19 protein-coding genes are annotated in these 19935 nt (G+C 66.3%); 5 read left to right on the forward strand and 14 right to left on the reverse strand.

Annotated features, from left to right (window positions below):
• Window positions 1–51: 51 nt before the first annotated feature.
• The 11 genes from KF707C_RS26090 to KF707C_RS26140 all read right to left on the reverse strand — a co-directional run bounded on the left by KF707C_RS26090 (window position 52) and on the right by KF707C_RS26140 (window position 11699).
• The gene (locus KF707C_RS26090) at window positions 52–1236 is read right to left on the reverse strand and encodes an ATP phosphoribosyltransferase regulatory subunit (protein ID WP_003453005.1); all 1185 of its coding nucleotides are present in this window, start codon (window positions 1234–1236) and stop codon (window positions 52–54) included.
• Between the two features lie 34 nt (window positions 1237–1270).
• Entirely contained in the window at window positions 1271–1456 is a 186-nt protein-coding gene (locus KF707C_RS26095; protein WP_003453007.1) for a DUF2065 domain-containing protein, read from the reverse strand.
• A gap of 108 nt (window positions 1457–1564) precedes the next feature.
• On the reverse strand, window positions 1565–2434 hold the full coding sequence (gene hflC / locus KF707C_RS26100) for a protease modulator HflC (RefSeq protein WP_003453009.1): 870 nt from the start codon (window positions 2432–2434) through the stop codon (window positions 1565–1567).
• The gene (gene hflK / locus KF707C_RS26105) at window positions 2434–3603 is read right to left on the reverse strand and encodes an FtsH protease activity modulator HflK (RefSeq protein WP_003453011.1); all 1170 of its coding nucleotides are present in this window, start codon (window positions 3601–3603) and stop codon (window positions 2434–2436) included. Before hflK ends, hflC begins: the two co-directional genes overlap by 1 nt.
• A 96-nt stretch (window positions 3604–3699) precedes the next feature.
• On the reverse strand, window positions 3700–5001 hold the full coding sequence (hflX, locus tag KF707C_RS26110) for a ribosome rescue GTPase HflX (RefSeq protein ID WP_003453013.1): 1302 nt from the start codon (window positions 4999–5001) through the stop codon (window positions 3700–3702).
• 12 nt (window positions 5002–5013) lie between these two features.
• Window positions 5014–5268, reverse strand: a complete 255-nt coding sequence (gene hfq, locus KF707C_RS26115) for an RNA chaperone Hfq (protein WP_003453015.1) — start codon at window positions 5266–5268, stop codon at window positions 5014–5016.
• A 104-nt stretch (window positions 5269–5372) separates the two neighbouring features.
• The gene (gene miaA / locus KF707C_RS26120; protein ID WP_003453017.1) at window positions 5373–6344 is read right to left on the reverse strand and encodes a tRNA (adenosine(37)-N6)-dimethylallyltransferase MiaA; all 972 of its coding nucleotides are present in this window, start codon (window positions 6342–6344) and stop codon (window positions 5373–5375) included.
• 81 nt (window positions 6345–6425) lie between these two features.
• Window positions 6426–8303 carry a DNA mismatch repair endonuclease MutL gene (mutL, locus tag KF707C_RS26125; RefSeq protein ID WP_003453019.1) on the reverse strand — a complete coding sequence of 626 codons (1878 nt, stop codon included), beginning with the start codon at window positions 8301–8303 and terminating at the stop codon, window positions 6426–6428.
• On the reverse strand, window positions 8300–9736 hold the full coding sequence (locus KF707C_RS26130; RefSeq protein ID WP_085986666.1) for an N-acetylmuramoyl-L-alanine amidase: 1437 nt from the start codon (window positions 9734–9736) through the stop codon (window positions 8300–8302). Before KF707C_RS26130 ends, mutL begins: the two co-directional genes overlap by 4 nt.
• 8 nt (window positions 9737–9744) lie before the next feature.
• The gene (gene tsaE, locus KF707C_RS26135) at window positions 9745–10212 is read right to left on the reverse strand and encodes a tRNA (adenosine(37)-N6)-threonylcarbamoyltransferase complex ATPase subunit type 1 TsaE (protein ID WP_003453024.1); all 468 of its coding nucleotides are present in this window, start codon (window positions 10210–10212) and stop codon (window positions 9745–9747) included.
• The gene (locus KF707C_RS26140; RefSeq protein WP_003453026.1) at window positions 10200–11699 is read right to left on the reverse strand and encodes a bifunctional ADP-dependent NAD(P)H-hydrate dehydratase/NAD(P)H-hydrate epimerase; all 1500 of its coding nucleotides are present in this window, start codon (window positions 11697–11699) and stop codon (window positions 10200–10202) included. The genes tsaE and KF707C_RS26140 overlap by 13 nt, the downstream gene beginning before the upstream one ends.
• Before the next feature lie 68 nt (window positions 11700–11767).
• On the opposite strand from KF707C_RS26140, the gene queG reads away from it, so the two are divergent.
• Window positions 11768–12853 carry a tRNA epoxyqueuosine(34) reductase QueG gene (gene queG, locus KF707C_RS26145; RefSeq protein ID WP_003453029.1) on the forward strand — a complete coding sequence of 362 codons (1086 nt, stop codon included), beginning with the start codon at window positions 11768–11770 and terminating at the stop codon, window positions 12851–12853.
• Here queG and orn read toward each other — a convergent pair.
• Window positions 12843–13385 (reverse strand): oligoribonuclease, encoded by a 543-nt coding sequence (gene orn / locus KF707C_RS26150; protein WP_003453031.1) that lies wholly within the window; start codon window positions 13383–13385, stop codon window positions 12843–12845. The two genes, queG and orn, sit on opposite strands and share 11 nt — an antisense overlap.
• Window positions 13386–13480: 95 nt before the next feature.
• On the opposite strand from orn, the gene rsgA reads away from it, so the two are divergent.
• On the forward strand, window positions 13481–14512 hold the full coding sequence (gene rsgA / locus KF707C_RS26155; protein WP_003453033.1) for a small ribosomal subunit biogenesis GTPase RsgA: 1032 nt from the start codon (window positions 13481–13483) through the stop codon (window positions 14510–14512).
• A gap of 54 nt (window positions 14513–14566) precedes the next feature.
• Here rsgA and motB read toward each other — a convergent pair whose 3' ends face one another.
• The gene (motB, locus tag KF707C_RS26160; protein WP_003453035.1) at window positions 14567–15595 is read right to left on the reverse strand and encodes a flagellar motor protein MotB; all 1029 of its coding nucleotides are present in this window, start codon (window positions 15593–15595) and stop codon (window positions 14567–14569) included.
• A 10-nt stretch (window positions 15596–15605) separates the two neighbouring features.
• Entirely contained in the window at window positions 15606–16457 is an 852-nt protein-coding gene (gene motA / locus KF707C_RS26165; RefSeq protein ID WP_003453037.1) for a flagellar motor stator protein MotA, read from the reverse strand.
• Window positions 16458–16578: 121 nt separating this feature from the next.
• Here motA and KF707C_RS26170 point away from each other — a divergent pair, with 121 nt between their 5' ends.
• The 3 genes from KF707C_RS26170 to asd are packed head-to-tail and all read left to right on the forward strand — an operon-like array spanning window position 16579 to window position 19845.
• Window positions 16579–18102, forward strand: coding sequence for an HDOD domain-containing protein (locus tag KF707C_RS26170; protein ID WP_003453039.1), 1524 nt, complete (start codon window positions 16579–16581; stop codon window positions 18100–18102).
• Between the two features lie 39 nt (window positions 18103–18141).
• On the forward strand, window positions 18142–18957 hold the full coding sequence (gene rhdA, locus KF707C_RS26175) for a thiosulfate sulfurtransferase (RefSeq protein ID WP_003453041.1): 816 nt from the start codon (window positions 18142–18144) through the stop codon (window positions 18955–18957).
• A gap of 24 nt (window positions 18958–18981) precedes the next feature.
• On the forward strand, window positions 18982–19845 hold the full coding sequence (gene asd, locus KF707C_RS26180; protein ID WP_003453043.1) for an archaetidylserine decarboxylase: 864 nt from the start codon (window positions 18982–18984) through the stop codon (window positions 19843–19845).
• The last annotated feature ends 90 nt before the right edge of the window (window positions 19846–19935 follow it).

Raw genomic sequence — 19935 nt, forward strand, 5'->3', positions numbered from 1 at the left:
CTCGGAAATTCGTTTGCGGCCGGACGCATGGCCCGGCCAGTCACGCACTCGTCAGTCGAGCGCAGTCACCTGCCAGCGTCCTTCGCGCAGGACCAGTTGGCGGTCGCAATCCACCGCCTGCGCACTTGCTGTTTCCTGGCCCGGCAAGGCCTGAACGACGCGCTGCCCCTCGGCACGCAGGCGCTTGACCTCATACCAGAGATAGGGATCGCGACTGTCCGGCGCCCAGATTCCCGGAACGACCTGCTCCAGCGCCATGTTGCCCAGGGTCACCAGGGTTTTCAGATCGGTGGAAAAGCCGGTGGCCGGGCGGGCGCGACCGAAGTCGGCGCCAATATCGTCGTAGCGCCCACCCTGGGCGATCGACTGGCCGACCCCTGGCACGAATGCCGCGAACACCACGCCGGTGTGGTAGTGGTAGCCACGCAACTCACCCAGGTCGAAATACAACGGAAGCTCCGGATAGCGGAGCTCCAGGGCGTCGGCGATCGCGATCAGCTCGTCCAGGGCACGATGCACGTCGGAGGGCGCATCCATCAGCACACCCTGGGCCAGGTCGAGTATCTCCCGACCGCCGCAAAGCTCCGCAAGGGAACGCAGCATGGATGCCAGTTCACCCGGCAGACCTTCCGTCAGGTCAGCGACTTCGTCTACCGCCTTGCGCTGCAAGGCATCGAACAGGCTGCGCTCCACCTCGCCGGACAAGCCGGCTGCCCGAGCCAGGCCACGGTAGATGCCGACATGGCCGAGGTCCATGTGGACGTCAGGAACGGCCGCCAGCTCGAGCATTTCCAGCATCAGGCTGATGACCTCGACGTCGCTGGCGGGGCTGGCGTCGCCGTAGAGTTCGGCACCCAACTGGATCGGACTGCGGGACGTGGACAGGGCACGCGGCTTGGCGTGCAGCACACTGCCGGCGTAGCAGAGGCGATTCGGCCCCTCACGGCGCAAGGTGTGGGCATCGATGCGCGCCACCTGCGGCGTGATGTCGGCGCGGAACCCCATGAGGTGGCCCGACTGCGGGTCGGTCACCTTGAAGGTGCGCAGATCCAGGTCCTGGCCGGCACCGGTCAACAGGGACTCGAGATATTCGATATGCGGCGTAACCACGAAGTCGTAGCCCCAACGCTGGAACAGGTCCAGCACCTGGCGGCGGGCTGCCTCGATGCGTGCCGCCTCGGGCGGCAGTACTTCTTCGATACCATCTGGCAGCAGCCAGCGATCTACCGTTGCCATTTCGCCAATCCCCTCTTAGCCGGGCGGCAAGCCATCAGTGAAGCAGATAAAGGAGGCCGGTCCCCAGCAACATGCTGGACAGGCCCATCAGGCGGAGATGGCGGTCCTTGAACTCCGCCAACCCAAGCACCGCGGCGCGCCAACGGCGCGGATAGAGGAAGGGCAGGATGCCTTCCAGCACCAGCATCAGACAAAAGGCAATGCCGAGTTCCTGCCACATGATTCCCGCGGACGCAAAAAAGCCGGGATTTCCCGGCTGACCCATGATAACACGTTTTCTCCGACGGTCACCCCGGCGGACGACAAGCGTCCGCCGGGGCACTGTCGATCAGCGCGCAGCCTTGTCCAGATAGCGGAAGAAATCGCTATTGGGGTCCAGCACCATCACGTCGCTCTTGTTGGCAAAGCTCTCGCGATAGGCCTGGAGGCTACGGTGGAAGGCGTAGAACTCCTCGTCCTGACCATAAGCCTTGGCATAGATGGCAGCCGCCTGCGCATCGCCCTCACCGCGAGTCTCTTCAGCCTCACGGTAGGCCTCGGCCAGCAGTACCCGGCGCTGGCGGTCAGCGTCAGCGCGAATACCCTCGGCCAACTCGGCACCCTTGGCACGGTGCTCGCGGGCCTCGCGCTCACGCTCGGTGCTCATCCGCTCGAACACACTGCGGTTCACTTCCTTCGGCAGGTCGATGGCCTTGACCCGGACGTCCACCACCTCGATGCCCAACTCCTTGTTGGCCATACGGTTGAGGGCGCCGGTGATGTCGGCCATCAGCGCGTCACGCTCGCCGGACACCACCTCATGCAAGGTGCGCTTGCCGAACTGGTCGCGCAGGCCGGCTTCGAGACGGCGCGACAGGCGCTCATCGGCGATTTGCTTCATGCCGGAGGTGGCGGTGTAGAAACGCTCAGCGTCAGCCACGCGCCATTTGGCATAGGCATCCACCATCACCGCTTTCTTCTCCAGGGTCAGGAAGCGCTGGGTCGGAGAATCCAGGGTCAGCAGGCGAGCGTCGAACTTGCGCACCTGGTTGACGTACGGAATCTTGAAGTGCAGGCCGGGCTTCACGTCCGACTCGACGATTCGACCGAACTGCAGCAGGACCGCCCTTTCGGTTTGCGACACGATGTAGAGGCTGCTCCACAGGAGCAGGGCCACCACCACGCCGCCGATCAGGGCAAACAGCGATTTATTGCTCATCAGCGACTCTCCCTCGAACGCAGATTGCGCTGCTGCAAGTCATTGGAGATGCGCGAGCCGAGGTCGCTACCGCTTGCGGCAGCCGATCCGGCCGGCGCCACCGGGGCGGCACTGCCACCACGGCTGTCGATCATCTTGTCCAGCGGCAGGTAGAGCAGGTTGCTCTGGCCATCCTTGCCGGACACCAGGACCTTGCTGGTGTTGGCCAGGACATCCTGCATGGTTTCCAGGTAGAGACGCTGGCGGGTGACTTCAGGCGCCTTGCGATACTCGGTCAGCAGCTTGCTGAAGCGATCGGCCTCACCTTCGGCACGGGCAATCACTTCATCGCGATAACCGTTGGCATCCTCGATGATGCGCTGGGCCTGACCACGGGCCTCGGGTACCACGGCGTTGGCGTAGGCTTCGGCCTGGTTCTTGGCGCGTTGCTCGTCTTCGCGGGCACGGATCACATCGTCGAAGGCTTCCTGCACTTCGCGGGGCGCCGCCGCGCTCTGCACGTTGACCTGGGTGACGGTGATGCCGGTGCGATAGGTATCGAGGAAACGCTGCAGGCGCTCCTTGATCTCGCTGGCCATCAACTCACGTCCCTCGGTCAGCACCTGGTCCATCTCGGTGGAGCCCACCACGTGGCGCAACGCGCTTTCAGTGGCATGCTGCAGGCTGACTTCAGGCTGATCGACGTTCAGTACGAAGTCCTGGAGATTGGTGATCTTGTACTGGACGGTGAGCGGCACCTCGACGATGTTCTCGTCCTCGGTGAGCATCTGCCCCTGCTTGCTGTAGGCACGCTCGCGGGTGACGTTCTCCTGGAACTTGCGATCGATCGGCGGGAAATAGATGTTCAGGCCGGGGCCGACGGTCTCGTAGTACTTGCCGAAGCGCAGCACCACGGCCTGCTCCTGCTCGTCCACCACATAGACGGCGCTGTACAGCCAGACAGCGGCGAGCAGCGCGAGACCGATGCCGAGCAGGCCGAAACCGCCGCCCGACCGACCACCGCCATCATCACCGCCACGTTTCTTGCCGCTGCCAAACAGTCCATTCAGGCTGTCCTGCAGCTTGCGGAAGGCCTCGTCCAGGTCCGGCGGACCCTTGCGGTCACCGCCACGGCGTCCACCCCAGGGGTCCTGGTTGTTCGAGTTGCCACCCGGCTCGTTCCAAGCCATAGCGCTCTCCATACTGATAAAGCAAAGACGCGCCCACGGCGCGCCCGCCCATGCTACCCAAGCCCGCAGCCCGCCGCAAAACCACCTCTACGGGCTTTATTGCAAAGTGTGTTGCTCAAGGAACTCGCTTGGCTGCCAACCCTCACGACTGACCAACCGATTCAACTCCACGCGCGGCAGTCGCACCGCCAGCAGGATATCCCCGGCTTCGTCATGTTCTTCGGTCTGAACCGCGCCCAGTGCGAAGAACTGCGCCCGCAAGCGACCGAAACGCTGCGGCAGGCGCAAGGTTCCCACAAAGAGATCCTCGCCCAGCAACTCGGCAACCGCCTGCTCCAGCAGATCGAGCCCCACACCTTCCTTGGCCGACAGCCAGACCCGCTCGGGCTTGCCATCGGCATCACGCTGGATGTGTGGTTCGACGTTCGCCAGCAGGTCGACCTTGTTGTAGACCTCCAGCATAGGCAGGCCTTCCGCCCCGATTTCACCAAGCACCGCGAGCACCTGCTCGATCTGCGCCATGCGTTCTGGTTCATGGGCGTCGATGACGTGGAGCAGCAGGTCAGCGTTGGCCGACTCTTCAAGGGTAGCCCGGAAGGCTTCCACCAGTTTGTGCGGCAGGTGGCGAATGAAGCCCACGGTATCGGCCAGGACGATCGGCCCCAGGTCATCCAGTTCGAGCCGGCGCAAGGTCGGATCGAGGGTGGCGAACAACTGGTCCGCCGCATACACCTCGGAGGTGGTCAGCGAGTTGAACAGCGTCGACTTGCCGGCGTTGGTGTAGCCCACCAGCGAAACCGACGGAATATCTGCGCGCTTGCGCCCGCGACGGGCCTGTTCACGCTGGCTGCGAACCTTCTCCAGGCGCTGCTTGATCTGCCGGATGCGCACACGCAACAGGCGACGGTCGGTTTCCAGCTGGGTTTCACCCGGGCCACGAAGGCCGATACCGCCCTTCTGGCGCTCAAGGTGAGTCCAGCCGCGAACCAGACGCGTGCTCATGTGTTCCAGCTGGGCGAGCTCTACCTGCAGCTTGCCTTCATGGGTTCGGGCACGCTGGGCGAAGATGTCGAGAATCAGACCGGTACGGTCGAGCACCCGGCACTCGAAGGCGCGCTCGAGGTTGCGCTCCTGGCTGGGTGTGAGGGTGTGATTGAAGATGACCAGTTCGGCCTCTTCAGCCTTCACCAGGTCATGCAACTCATCGACCTTGCCGCTGCCGATCAGGTACTTGGCCGTTGGCTGGTGACGGGGAACGGAAATGAAAGCCACCGTGTCCGCACCGGCCGAACGAGCAAGTTCCAGGAATTCCTGCGGGTCTTCGCGCGCCTCGGGATCTTGGCCGTCCAGATGAACCAGAATGGCCCGCTCACCACCACCAGGGCGTTCGAAAAACAAAGCAGTCTCCTATCAGGCGTTACCCGGCTCAGGCTGCTCCTGCTCGGAAGCGCTGGGCAGACGTACCGGACGACTCGGTACCACAGTGGAAATGGCGTGTTTGTAGACCATCTGGCTGACAGTGTTCTTCAGCAGAATCACGAACTGGTCGAAGGACTCGATCTGGCCCTGCAGCTTGATGCCGTTCACCAGATAGATGGAAACCGGTACGCGTTCCTTACGCAGGGTATTGAGGTAAGGGTCTTGTAGCGAATGCCCTTTTGACATGTGCCGCACTCCTTTAGGGATCAATCGTTTTAGTTTTCAAGATTCAGGAAATCTGACTGGTATCTCCGCCCTACCCCCAAGGATAGACGGTAACCGGCAAGGTCTCAGTTCAATATGGAGACCGACTTCAGGTATTTCAAGGTACGCGGCAGATTGTCGCAAGCCAGGCTGTCCAGCCAGTGGAGGTCAGCCCAACTACGAAGCCAGGTGAACTGTCGCTTGGCCAACTGGCGGGTGGCAATGATACCCCGCTCCTCCATTTCGGAACGGCTGAGATCACCCTCCAGGTAGTCCCAAGCCTGACGATATCCGACCGATCTAATAGACGGCAGCCCCGCGTGCAAGTCACTTCTGCCGTGCAGCGCTTCGACCTCGTCGATGAAGCCCTGTTCCAGCATCAGTTGAAATCGCTTCGCAATTCTCTCGTGCAATACCTGCCGCTGCGCCGGGGCGATCGCCAGATGGGCGACATTGTAAGGCAAATGTGCCTTACCTTGCGCGTTTCCGGCCAGATTTTGCGCTGCCTGGCGCTGCCGGTGCTCGGTCATGGTGAGGCCGCTGACTTTGTAGACCTCAAGCGCCCGGGTCAGCCTCTGGGGGTCATTGGGATGGATGCGGGCTGCGGATTCGGGGTCCAGCGCCGCCAACTCGCGATGCAGTGCCTCCCAGCCGTCCCGTGCCGCGCGAGCTTCCAGCTCGGCTCGAACCTCGGGATCCGCGCTGGGCATGTCCGCCAGACCTTCGAGCAGGGCCTTGTAGTACAGCATGGTGCCCCCCACCAGCAGCGGAATGCGCCCCCTGGCGGTGATCTCGGCCATCGCGGCCAGGGCATCGGCACGAAACTCCGCCGCCGAGTAACTCTCCGCCGGATCACGAATATCGATCAACCTGTGGGGAAACTCGGCCAGCGTCGCCCGATCTGGCTTCGCCGTGCCGATGTCCATTCCCCGGTAGATCAGCGCGGAGTCGACGCTGATCAGTTCGCAGGGCAGGGTACGCGCCAGATCCAATGCCAGGTCGGTCTTGCCGGCGGCAGTCGGGCCCATGAGGAAGATGGCGGGAGGAAGTCGGGACATGGGCTACTCAAGGAAACGGGATTCAGGACCAGCAGCAAGTCAGCGGGAGCGCGTGCTGGACGCCTACCCCGCCGCGCACCGTTATCGCCCCCGCAGGAACAACTTGTCCAGATCGTCCATGCCCAGTTGAGTCCAGGTGGGACGACCGTGGTTGCATTGACCGCTGCGCTCGGTCTGCTCCATATCCCGCAGCAAGGCATTCATCTCGGGCAGGGTCAGGCGCCGATTGGCTCGCACGGCCCCGTGGCAGGCCATGGTGCCGAGCAATTCGTTCAGGTGTGCCTGGATACGGTCACTGGTGCCGTACTCGAGGAGATCGGCCAGCACGTCACGCACCAACTGGGCGGCCTCAGCCTGCTTCAACAGGGCCGGAATCTGGCGAATCGCCAGGGTTTCGGGCCCAAGGCGCTGCAGCTCGAACCCCAGACGCCGGAACCACTCGACGTGCTCCTCGGCACAGTCGGCCTCGCGCTGAGCCACCGCGATGGACTCGGGCACCAGTAAAGGCTGACCTTTCAGCCCCTCGCTGGCCATGGCCACCTTCAGGCGCTCGTAGGTGATGCGTTCGTGGGCGGCATGCATGTCCACCAGGACCAGGCCCTGGGCGTTCTCCGCAAGGATGTAGACACCCTTGAGCTGAGCGAGGGCGTAGCCCAGCGGCGGCACATCCCCCTGGCTATCGGGCAGCGGGGCGGAGGTGGAGGCCGCCGGCAAGGGCGCGAAGAACTCCCGGTAAGCGCCCTGCGCCTCCGCCAGCGGCACCGCAGGCTGGGGGCGTGGAGCCTGGTAACCACTGCCAACCGGGGGACGCCAGGCTGGTGCAGCCGGCGGTTCCAGAACATTGGCCGCCAGGCTCATCTCGCCCTGGGGGCCGAACTCGCCGGCGGCCTGGCCAGTGGGACGCACCACGGCGTCGGTGGCGGCCGGTGCCGACAACTGGTCTTCCGGCCGCACCTCGCCCAGGGCACGGTGCAGGGTGCCGTAGAGAAAGTCATGGACCATGCGGCTGTCGCGGAAGCGCACCTCATGCTTGGTGGGATGCACGTTGACATCCACCACCGCCGGATCCACTTCGAAGAACAGCACGAACGTCGGATGACGGCCGTTGTACAGCACATCTCGATAAGCCTGGCGTACCGCGTGGGCCACCAGCTTGTCGCGCACCATTCGACCGTTCACATAGAAGTACTGCAGGTCCGCCTGGCTGCGCGAGAAGGTGGGGAGTCCGACCCAGCCCCACAGGTGCAGCCCGCTACGCTCCACCTCGATGGGCAGCGCCTGCTCGAGGAACGCCGGGCCGCAGACGCTGGCCACGCGGCGGGCACGGGAGATGGCATCGCGAGCTTCGTGCAGGGCCAGGATGGCCTTGCCATTGTGGCGCAAGTGGAAGGCCACATCGAAGCGGGCCAGCGCCAGGCGCTTGATGACCTCCTGCAAGTGGTCGAACTCGGTCTTCTCGGCCCGCAGGAACTTGCGCCGCGCCGGGGTATTGAAGAACAGGTCGCGCACCTCCACCGAGGTGCCCACGGGATGGGCGGCGGGTTGCACCCGTGCCTCCATGTCGCGCCCCTCGGTCTCCACCTGCCAGGCTTGCTCGGCGTCGGCGGTGCGGGAAGTCATGGTCAGCCGCGCCACGGAGCTGATGGAAGCCAGCGCCTCGCCGCGAAAGCCCAGGCTCATGACCCGCTCCAGATCCTCCAGGTCGCGAATCTTGCTGGTGGCATGCCGGGCCAGCGCCAGGGGCAGGTCGTCGGCCGGGATCCCGCCACCGTCGTCACGCACCCGCAGAAGCTTGATCCCCCCTTGCTCCACCTCGACGTCGATGCGCCTGGCGCCCGCATCCAGGCTGTTCTCCAACAGTTCCTTGATGACCGAAGCCGGGCGCTCCACCACCTCGCCGGCGGCAATCTGGTTCGCCAGCCGCGGACTCAGCAGCTGGATGCGGGGCAGGTCACTCATGGCTGCGCTGCCAGGGTCGCGGCGGGGACCTTCAGGACCTGGCCCACCTTGATGGTGTCGCTGGACAACGAATTGGCCGAACGCAAGGAGGCGGTGCTGACCTCGTAACGCTGGGCGATAAGCGCCAGGCTCTCGCCAGAGGTGACTACATGCTCGCGCGGCCCGATGGCGATCTTGCCCTGGTCACGCAGCATCGCGATGTAGGTGCCCGGCGGAGGATTCTGCTGGAAGAACTGCTTCACACCGGTCTTGATGGAGCGCGCCAGGGCCTGCTGGTGGCTGGCGCTGGTCAACTTCTGCGATTCGTTGTGGTTGGAGATGAAGCCTGTTTCCACGAGGATCGACGGGATATCCGGGGATTTCAGCACCATGAAACCAGCCTGTTCCACCCGCCGCTTGTGCAGAGACGTCACCTGGCCGACGTTGGACAGCACTTTCTGGCCGACATTGAGGCTGGAGGACAGGGTCGCGGTCATGGACAGGTCGAGCAGGACGCCCGCCAGCATGCGGTCCTTGTCGTCCAGGCTGACGCTGCCCACCCCGCCGATCAGGTCGGAGCGGTTCTCGTTATCCGCCAGCCAGCGGGCGGTCTCCGAGGTGGCGCCACGGTCCGACAGGGCGAACACCGAGGCCCCGAACGCGCTGCGGCTGGGCGCGGCATCCGCATGGATGGAAACGAACAGGTCGGCGCCCTTCTTCCGCGCAATCTCGGTGCGCTTGCGCAATGGAATGAAATAGTCGCCCGTCCTTACCAGTTCCCCGCGGAAGCCTTTTTCCTGGTTGATCTGGCGCTGCAGCTCCTTGGCGATGGCCAGGGTCACGCTCTTTTCATGCTGCCCCTTGGGACCGAGGGCTCCCGGGTCCTCACCACCGTGGCCGGCATCGATGGCGATGACGATGTCGCGCTTGCCTCCCGGCACCGGGGGCAACTTGCTGGGAGCCGGCCGGGTCGGCGTGACCGGGGCCTGTGGCGTGCTCGGGGCCGTGGCGACCTGGGGCGCACTGGCCTCATTGGCGGCGGCCTCCTGGTCGAACAGGTCCACCACCAGGCGGTTGCCGTACTGCTGGTTCGGCGCGAGAGAGAAGCTCTTGGGCGTGACAGTGCTCGAGAGGTCGATCACCACCCGCAGGTCGTTCGGCGTGCGCTGGGCGGAGCGAACCGCAGTGATCGGCGTATTGCTGGTGGAAAGCTGCTCGAGCCTCGTCGCCAGCTTGGCGCCATTGATGTCGATGACGATGCGGTTGGGCGCCGTCAAGGTGAATACGGAATGCTGTACCGGCCCGGACAGGTCGAAGACCAGGCGCGTGTTATCCGGCGCGCGCCAGAGCCGCACTCCGCGAACCTCCGAGGCAGCCAGGACATCAGCGGCCAACGCCGCAAGCAGAACCCCAATCCCGGCAAACAGCGCGCGCGAGCGCATACCCCACCCCATCTTTGTTTTCATGCTCCCAAGGCCAGGGCGGCACACCATGCTTCGCCTCGCTCGGTGTGGGGCGAGAAGCACAGCGAACGGCCGCCCGCATGCGGCGTAATGTTAATGTCCAGGTCGGCCTTTGGCAAAATGCCGGCGCCTCTCTGGGGCCACTCGATCAGGCACAGGGCATCGCCTTCGAAATAGTCGCGGATGCCCATGAATTCCAGTTCTTCCGGGTCGGCGAGCCGGTATAGATCGAAATGGAATGCCCTTAGCTCGCCGATTTCATAGGGCTCCACCAGGGTGAAGGTGGGACTTTTCACCGCACCCGCATGGCCCAGCCCCCGCAGAATGCCGCGGGACAGCGTGGTCTTGCCCGCCCCGAGGTCCCCATGGAGGTACAGAACGCCACGCCCTCCGGTCAAGGCGGCCAGACGGGCGCCAAGGGCCAGCATGGCCTCCTCACCCTCGGCATGCAGGATCACTTCAGGCACGGTGCAATCTCCTCGAGCAACTGACGAATGGTCGGTAACAGGTCACTGGCCGCCAGCCCCCGCCCACCGGGAGCCAGCACTTCCCCGGCGCGAGCATGGAGCCAGACGGCCAGGCAGGCGGCGCCGTAGGGATCCAACCCCTGCGCCAGCAAGGCGCCGATGAGTCCGGCCAGGACATCCCCCAGCCCGGCCCCGGCCATCACCGGGTGGCCACGATCGCAGAGCGCCATCCGGCCATCAGGGGCCGCCACCAGGCTTCCAGCTCCCTTGAGCAGGACCACGGCCTGAAACCGTTGAGCCAGTTCCCGGGCCGCACGAGGCCGATCGGCCTGGACCTCGGCGGTGGACACGCCCAGCAGCCTCGCCGCCTCGCCAGGATGAGGCGTGATCACGCTGCCGACAGGCAATTCCGCCTGGTCGGCCGCCAGCAGGTTCAGAGCGTCGGCGTCCCAGACCTGAGGCGCCGAAAGCCCCGACACGGCGCTGATCAGGCTGCGCCCCCAGGCGCCCTGCCCCAGCCCGGGCCCCACCACCAGCACGTCAGCTTGCCGGGCCAACGCCAGCAATTGATTGGCCGAGCGCACCCCCGCGCACATGACTTCCGGGCGACGCGCCAGGGCGGCTGGCACGTGATCGGGGCGGGTGGCCAGCGACACCAGGCCAGCACCGGCGCGCAGGGCGCTTTCCGCCGACAGCAGGCTCGCGCCACCCAGCCCGAGGTCACCACCGACCACCAGCAGGTGGCCGAGCTGGCCTTTGTGGGCAGTGCGCAGGCGCGGCGCCAGACGCGGCAGATTGCCGAGGGACAGGCGATCCGCTACCCGGGGCGTCGCCGCCACCAGTGCGGGATCGGCCTGGAGGTCATCGAACACCAGCTCGCCCACCTGGTCCGGCGCGTCCGCTGTGAACAGGCCCAGCTTGAGGCCGATGAAGGTCACCGTCAGGTCTGCCCGCACCGCCACGCCCAGCACCCGGCCGGTGTCGGCGCAGAGGCCCGAGGGAATATCCACGGCCAGCACCGGAAGGGGGCTGGCGTTGAGCAGGCGGATGGCCTGGGCATAGGGCTCGCGCACGGCGCCGGCCAGGCCGGTGCCCAGCAACGCGTCCAGCACTACCCCTTCGAGGGGAGCGCACTCACTCCAGGGCTGCGGACGCACGCCGGCAGCCAGCGCCTCGTCCCGGGCCAGGGCGGCGTCGCCCGTCAGGGCGTCGGGCGCACTCAGCGCCAGCACCCTCACCCGCCAACCCGCGCGCTGGGCCAGGGCTGCCACCAGGTAGCCATCTCCCGCATTGTTGCCACGCCCGGCCAACACCGTGAGGCACCCGACGTCGGGCCAGCGTCGCCGCAGGGCGCGCCAGGTGGCATGGGCGGCCCGCCGCATCAGCTCGAACCCCGGCGTGCCGGCGGCGATCAGCCGGGCATCGAGGTCGCGCACCTGGGCGGCGGAATGGAGGAACAGGGGCAGGTCGTCGCGGGAGAGATGCATCGGATTCGGTTACGGCTGCGAGGTCTGGCAGAATTATATCCACCTCGCCACCGGTTTCCCGCCCCAGCATGACCCTTTCCACGCACGATCTCGCCGACCTCGCCCGCGCCATCAAGGAATGGGGGCGCGAACTCGGCTTCCAGCAGGTGGGCATCAGCGGCGTCGACCTGGGCGAACACGAGGCCCACCTGCAGCGCTGGCTGGACGCCGGCTTCCAGGGCGAAATGGACTACATGGCGGCCCATGGCAGCAAGCGTTCCCACCCGGACGAACTGGTGCCCGGCACGCTGCGGGTGATCTCCCTGCGCATGGACTACCTGCCTGGCGACACCCGCATGGCCCAGGTCCTGACCCAGCCGGAAAAAGCTTACGTGTCCCGCTATGCCCTGGGTCGGGATTACCACAAGCTGATCCGCAAACGCCTCCAGCACCTGGCGGAGCGCATCGAGAAGGCCATCGGCCCCTTCAGCTACCGCGCCTTCGTCGACAGCGCGCCGGTGCTGGAGAAGGCCATCGCCGAACAGGCGGGGCTGGGCTGGATCGGCAAGAACACCCTGGTGCTCAACCGCAAGGCAGGCAGCTACTTTTTCCTCGGCGAACTCTTCATCGACGCGCCGCTGCCGGTGGACGAACCCCACGGCAGCGAGCACTGCGGGCGCTGCACGGCCTGCCTGGACATCTGCCCCACCGCGGCCTTCACCGGCCCTTACCAGCTGGACGCACGGCGTTGCATCTCCTACCTGACCATCGAATACAAGGGCAGCATCCCGGAAGCGCTGCGCCCGCAGATCGGCAACCGGGTGTTCGGCTGCGACGACTGCCAGATGGTCTGTCCCTGGAACCGCTTCGCCAGGCCGTCGGGAGAAGGCGACTTCCAGCCGCGCCATGGCCTGGACAACGCGGAGCTGGCGGAACTGTTCCGCTGGAGCGAAGAGGAGTTTCTCAGCCGCACCGAAGGTTCGCCCCTGCGCCGCGCCGGCTACGAACGCTGGCTGCGCAACCTGGCGGTGGGCCTGGGGAACGCCCCCAGCAGCATTCCTGTACTGGAGGCCCTGCACCTGCGCCGCGAACATCCCTCGGCACTGGTGCGCGAGCACGTGGCCTGGGCCCTGGCCCGTCATCAGGCCAGGGCGGGAGACGGCATCACAGCTTGAAGAAGTGCTCGCGGTAGTGCTTCAGCTCGGCGATGGAGTCGCGAATGTCATCCATGGCCAGGTGGCTGCTGCTCTTCCTGACCCCATCGCGCACGGTGGGCGCCCAGCGCGCGGCCAACTCCTTGACGGTGGAGACATCCAGGTTGCGGTAGTGGAAATAGGCCTCCAGCTTCGGCATCCGGCGGTAGAGGAAGCGGCGGTCCTGGCAGATGCTGTTGCCGCAGATGGGCGACTTGCCCTTGGGCACCCACTGCTCCAGGAAGGCCAGGGTCTGCGCCTCGGCCTCGGCGGTGTCGATACGACTCTCGCGCACCCGCTGGGTCAGCCCGCTCTGGCCATGCTGGCGGGTGTTCCACTCGTCCATGCCGGCGAGGATCTCGTCGCTCTGGTGGATGGCGATCACCGGCCCCTCGGCCAGGACATTGAGGTCGCTGTCGGTGACGATGGTGGCCATTTCGATGATCACGTCCGAGTCGGGATCCAGGCCGGTCATTTCCAGGTCGATCCAGATCAGGTTCTGTGCATTCTGCATAGTCGGTCTCCAGGGCGGGGCGCGCATTCTAGCTTAGAGCCTGCCGCTGCGGGCCGCGTGCTAAACTCGCGCCGTTTTTTCCAAGCGGAACCATCATGGCCAAACGCCAGTTGACCCGCCGGCAGAGCTGGCGCATCGAGAAGATCCAGGAAGAGCGCGCCGCCCGCGCGGCCAAGCGAGAGTCCCGCGCCCTCGAGGAGCTGGAAGGCGGCGACCTCGGCCCCGAGCAGACGGGCCTGGTGATCGCCCACTTCGGCGTGCAGGTGGAAGTGGAAGCCCTGGACGGCGATCAGGCCGGCCAGATCACGCGCTGCCACCTGCGGGCCAACCTGCCATCGCTGGTCACCGGCGATCGGGTGGTCTGGCGCACCGGCAACCAGGGCACGGGCGTGATCGTGGCCCAGCTGCCGCGTCGGTCGGAGCTGTGCCGGCCGGACATGCGCGGCATCCTCAAGCCGGTGGCGGCCAACGTCGACCAGATCGTCATCGTCTTCGCTCCCCTGCCCCACCCCCACGCCAACCTCATCGACCGCTACCTGGTGGCCGCCGAGCACGCCGGCATCCGCCCGCTGCTGCTGCTGAACAAGGCCGACCTGGTGGACGACGAGAACAGCGCCATGCTCGACGACCTGCTGGGCATGTACCGCCAGCTGGATTACCCGTTGCTGGAAGTGTCCGCTCGCCAGGGAGGCGGCATGGACGAGCTGAAGGCCCGGCTCGACGGCCATATCAGCGTGTTCGTCGGCCAGTCCGGGGTAGGCAAGTCGTCCCTGGTGAACAGCCTCCTGCCGGGCGTGGACACGCGGGTCGGCGCCCTCTCCGAGCTCACCGGCAAGGGTACGCACACCACCACTACCGCGCGCCTGTTCCACTTCCCCGGTGGCGGCGAGCTGATCGACTCCCCCGGCATCCGCGAGTTCGGCCTGGGCCATGTCAGCCGCGAAGACGTGGAAGCCGGCTTCATCGAGTTCCACGACCTGCTCGGCACCTGCCGCTTCCGTGATTGCAAGCATGACCGCGAGCCCGGCTGCGCCCTGCTCAAGGCGCTGGATGACGGCCGCGTGCATCCCCAGCGCATGGCCAGCTACCGGCACATCCTCGCCAGCCTGCCCGGGGACGAGTACTGATCCGCCGAACGAAATGAAAAGGCCACGGAATCCGTGGCCTTCTCATTTCAGGGATCACTGCCCCGTCGGCTGGTCCATCTTCAGGACGCCTTCCTCGAAGATGTTCAGCCTTTCCCGCAACTCCCCGGGCTGCGGGGGCTCGCCCGTCGACTCCGCGGGCGCCTGGGTAGCGCCTTCGCTGGCCGGCGTCTCGGGAGCCGGCGGCGAGTCCGCAGGCGGTTCGGACTCGCCCTCGATGGCGCGCTGGGCCTTCTTGGTCAGGACCGTGATGTCGATGCGACGGTTGACCGGGTTGAAGGGATCCTGGCGATCGAACAGCGCCGAGGAGGCGTATCCCACCACCCGCGCCACCTGCTCGTCCGGGTAGCCGCCAGCCACCAGGGTGCGCCGCGCCGCGTTGGCGCGACTGGCCGAGAGCTCCCAGTTGCCGAACTCGCCATCTCCGGCGAAGGGCTTGGCGTCGGTGTGGCCGCTGATACTGATCTTGTTCGGCACCGACCTGATGGTTTCGGCGAGGATCAGCAGGATGTCCTCGAAGTAGGGCTGCAGGCGTGCGCTGCCCAGGTCGAACATGGGGCGGTTGGCCGCGTCCATGATCTGGATGCGCAGGCCGTCCTGGGTGATCTCGAAGAGGATCTGGTCCTTGAACTTGCGCAGCTCGGGATTCTCCTCGACCTTGTTCTGCAGTTCCTGCAGCAACAACTCCAGCCGCTCCTTCTCGATCTTCTCGGCGAGGGTCTCCACCTGGCTGGCATCCAGCGGCGCGCTGTCGATGGCCGAATCCTGGGCGTCCGGGGCGTCCTTCAGTTCCGGGTTGAGCGTGCGGTCGGGCGCGGGCGTGGGCGTGCCCCCCAGGTCGATGACGTAGGGGCTGGCACTTTCGCTGAACCCGATGGGGTCCTTGAAGTAGCCGGAAATGGCCTTCTTCTGTTCCGGCGTGGCCGAGGACATCAGCCAGAGCACCAGGAAGAACGCCATCATCGCCGTGGCGAAGTCGGCAAAGGCGATCTTCCAGGCGCCGCCATGATGGCCAGCGGCGTAGCGCTTGACGCGCTTGACGATGATCGGCTGGTTGTTCTCCATGGTTCAGCCTTCAGCTGCCGCGAACGGCCTGCTCCAGCTCGCTGAAGCTCGGGCGGTGCGCCGGAAACAGCGTCTTGCGCCCGAACTCCACCGCCAGCGACGGCGGCATGCCGGAGGCGGACGCGACCAGGCAGGCCTTGATGGCCTCGAACACATTGAGCTCCTCCTTGGCGTCGTGCTCCAGGGACACCGCCAGGGGGCCGAAGAAACCGTAGGCCGCGAGGATACCGAGGAAGGTCCCCACCAGCGCCGCCCCCACGTGCTGGCCCAGGGCGGCCTGCTCGGCCTCGCCCAGCATGGCCATGGTCACCACGATGCCCAGTACCGCGGCGACGATACCGAAGCCCGGCAGGCCATCGGCGATGCGGTTCACGGCATGGGCGGGGTGCTCGAGCTCTTCCTTCAGGCTCGCCAGTTCCATGTCGAACAGCCCTTCAAGCTCATGGGGCGCCATGTTGCCGGACGACATGATCCGCAGGTAATCGCAGATGTACGCGGTCATGCGCTCGTCCTTGAGGATGCCCGGGTACTTGCTGAAGATCGGGCTGGCGGCGGCATCCTCGATGTCCGCCTCGATGGCCATCATCCCCTCACGCCGACTCTTGTTGAGGATCTCGTAGAGCAGGCGCAGGACTTCCAGGTAGAAGCCATGGGTAAAGCGGGTGCCGAACATCTTCAGCGACTTCTTGAACACGATCATCGTCGTGCTGCCCGGGTTCGCCTGGAGGAATGCCCCGAGCGCGGCGCCACCGATGATCATCACTTCGAAGGGCTGGATCAGTGCCGCGATCTTGCCGTGGGACAGGACGTATCCACCAAGCACGCTGGCGAAGACGACGATGATGCCGATGATTTTTGCCATAGGGAGGAAGTTTGCAGAGTGGACGGAAAGGGTTGTATGAGGAAGCCCCTTCCAGTTATCGGAATTTTCGCGCCAGACTATAGCCTGTTAAGGCGAAAAGCCAGAATGGCGGCCCCTTCATATGTCTAGCGCAAAACCCTTGCCACGCAGCCTGGAAGGCTGGATCAAGCACCTCGACGGGGTACGCCTGCCCGTTCCCGCGCCCGCCCATGAGCGGGTGCGCCGTGCCCTGGGAGACAGTCGTCGCTCGCTGCGCGACATCGCCGACCTGACCCAGGAGAGCCCTGCCCTGGCGCTGAGCCTGCTGCGGGAGGCCAATGCCGCCGGCAGACTGCTCAGCAGCCCGGCGGACAGCCTGGAGGTCGCCCTGACCCGCCTGGGCCTGCAACGCGCGGAAGTGCTGCTGAACCGCCTGCCCGCCGTCCCGGAGGAGGACATTCCCCAGGCCCTGCGCCAGCTGCTCCTGATCGGCCAGCATGCCGCCCAGCAGGCCAACGGCCTGTTCGCCGCACGCCTGGCACGGCTGTGGCAGGAGATCCACTGGTGCAGCCTGCTCTTCCTCTCGCCCCTGTGGCCGCTGCTGGCCAACCACCCGGACCTCTTCGCCACCTGGGAGCGCAGGGTGATGGCGGAGGGCGAGCCGGCCGGCAAGGTGGAGCGCGAACTGCTGGGCGTGCCGCTGCTGCGCCTCTGCCAGGGCCTGGCCGAACACTGGAAGCTGCCGGACTGGATCGCCCAGGGCTACCGCCAACTGAGCGACGACCGCCGACTGCTGGTCCAGGCCCTGCACATTGCCCGGGACAATGAACACCCGCTGCACCAGCAGCAGGCACTGGACGCCAACCCGACCCTGTCCCGCTGGCTCACCCATCCGGGAAACAGCGTGCTGCTGGCCAACGGCCTGGCGGTGTCCGCCCATGCCGGCTGGAGCGATGACCATAGCCTGCGCTGGCAGCGCCTCACCGGGCTGTTCATGAAACTTCCACTGGGAGAGGTCCAGCAACTGGTCCACCAACAGGCCGCGCAGAGCGCTCGCCAACATGCGCGCCCCGGACTCTGGCATCCCGCCGAGGCCCTGCTCTGGCCCTGGTCCGAGCACCGCCTCCGCCGGGAGCCGCCCCCCGCCCCCACGCCTACGGCCGGCGCCCTGGAAGACTGGCGCCGCCACTGCGGTGAGCTGATCCGCGAACCCAGCCCCTTCGCCAACGTGGTGCAGCTTTCCGCCTGCGCGCGGGATGCCCTGCAGAGCGGGGGCATGGGCCGGGTCCTGGTGCTCCTGGCCGACCGCACCCACAGCCGACTCGTGGTCCAGCAACAGGCGGGCCTGCCCAGGGAAGCCAATGGCCTGCAACTGGACCCGGCCCAAAGCCAGGTGCTGCGGCGCCTGCTGTCGCAAGCCGGGCAGTTGCGCCTGGGCCCGGACAACGCGGCACAGTTCTCCGCCCTGCTACCCGGCCAGCTGAAGGGCCTGTTCGCCGGCGATCACCTCCTGCTGCGCTCCCTGGCCGTCAATGGCCGGGTAGCGATGCTGGTGGTGGCCGACCAGGGAGGAGCCCCCTTCGCCGACATCAGCCTGCGCGCCTTCGCCAAGACCGCCCAGTGCATCGAGCGGGCGCTGTCCAGCTTCACCAAGCGGGGTCGCTAACGGCTACAATCCGCCCCTTTGCCCATGCCGGAGATTTCAATGTCCGCGTTCTCCAACCTGCCCCTGGTGATCGAGCCGGCCGACCTGGCGCCCCTGCTGGGTGCCGACGACCTGATCCTGGTGGGCCTCACCAGTGCGGCCCGCTACGCCGCCGGCCATCTACCCGGCGCCCGCTTCGTCGACCCCAAGCGCACCCAGCTGGGCCAGCCCCCGGCACCGGGCCTGCTGCCCGCCCAGGCCGACCTGGAAGCGCTGTTCGGGGAGCTCGGCCACCGCGCCGACGCCACCTATGTGGTCTACGACGATGAAGGCGGCGGCTGGGCCGGACGCTTCATCTGGCTGCTTGATGTCATCGGCCACAGCCGCTACCACTACCTGAACGGCGGCCTGCATGCCTGGCTGGCGGACGGCCGGGAAACCTCCGAGGCCGTGCCCGCCCCCGTCGGCGGTCCGCTGCCCCTCAGGCTCCACGACGAGCCGACCGCCACCCGCGAGTACATCCAGAGTCGCCTCGGTTCCGCCGACCTGGCCATCTGGGATGCCCGTGGCCCGGGCGAATACGCCGGCACCAAGGTGCTGGCGGCCAAGGGCGGCCATATCCCCGGCGCGGTGAACTACGAATGGACCGCCGCCATGGACCCGGCCCGCGCCCTGCGCATCCGCACCGACATGGCGGATATCCTCCAGTCCCTCGGCATCACCCCGGACAAGGAAATCATCACCCACTGCCAGACCCACCACCGCTCCGGCTTCACCTACCTGGTGGCCAAGGCCCTCGGCTATCCAAGGGTCAAGGGATACGCCGGCTCCTGGTCGGAGTGGGGCAATCACCCGGATACCCCCGTGGAGGCCTGAGTCTCCGCCTTACAAGGACTACCCATGAAAGAACGCCTCTTCATCCTCAGCCAGTACCTGCTGCCGCATCACCTGCTGTCGCGACTCGCCGGCTGCATCGCCGAATGCCGCGTGCGCTGGTTCAAGAATGCCTTCACCGGCTGGTTCGCCAAGCGCTACCGGGTCGATATGAGTGAAGCCCTGGTGGAAGACCTGACCGCCTACGAGCACTTCAACGCCTTCTTCACCCGCGCGCTGAAACCGGGCGCCCGCCCCCTGGACGACACCCCCGGCGCCATCCTCTGCCCCGCCGACGGCGCCATCAGCCAGCTCGGCACCATCGAGCACGGCCGCTGCCTGCAGGCCAAGGGCCACAGCTTCAGCGTGCTGGAACTGCTGGGTGGCGATGCAGAGCGCGCCGCCCCCTTCATGGGCGGCGAGTTCGCCACCGTGTACCTGTCGCCCCGGGACTATCACCGCGTACACGCCCCCCTGGGCGGCACCCTGCGGGAGATGGTCTACGTGCCCGGTCGTCTGTTCTCGGTGAACCAGAGCACCGCCGAGAACGTGCCCGAACTCTTCGCGCGCAACGAACGTGTGGCCTGCATCTTCGACACCGAGCGCGGCCCCATGGCCGTGGTGCTGGTGGGCGCCATGGTCGTCGCCTCCATCGAAACCACCTGGGCCGGGCTGGTGACACCGCCCAAGCGCGAGCTGAAGACCTTCGGCTACGATGAGGCGGCCCGCGCGCCCATCCAGCTGGAGAAAGGCGAGGAACTGGGACGCTTCAAGCTGGGCTCCACCGCCATCGTGCTGTTCGGGCCCGACCAGATCCGTTGGGCCGACAGCGCCTGGCCAGGCAGCCCGGTGCGCATGGGCCAGTTGCTGGCCCTGCCAAAGAACGCCTGATACCCGGAGCCGGGCAGCCTCGGCCGGCTGCCCGGCAACGCCCTACAGCCAGGCCAGGGATTGGCTGTCAGCGTGCATGGATGCTGATAG

Origin of the sequence: Pseudomonas furukawaii (genome assembly GCF_002355475.1) — a bacterium.
GTDB classification, from domain to species: domain Bacteria; phylum Pseudomonadota; class Gammaproteobacteria; order Pseudomonadales; family Pseudomonadaceae; genus Metapseudomonas; species Metapseudomonas furukawaii.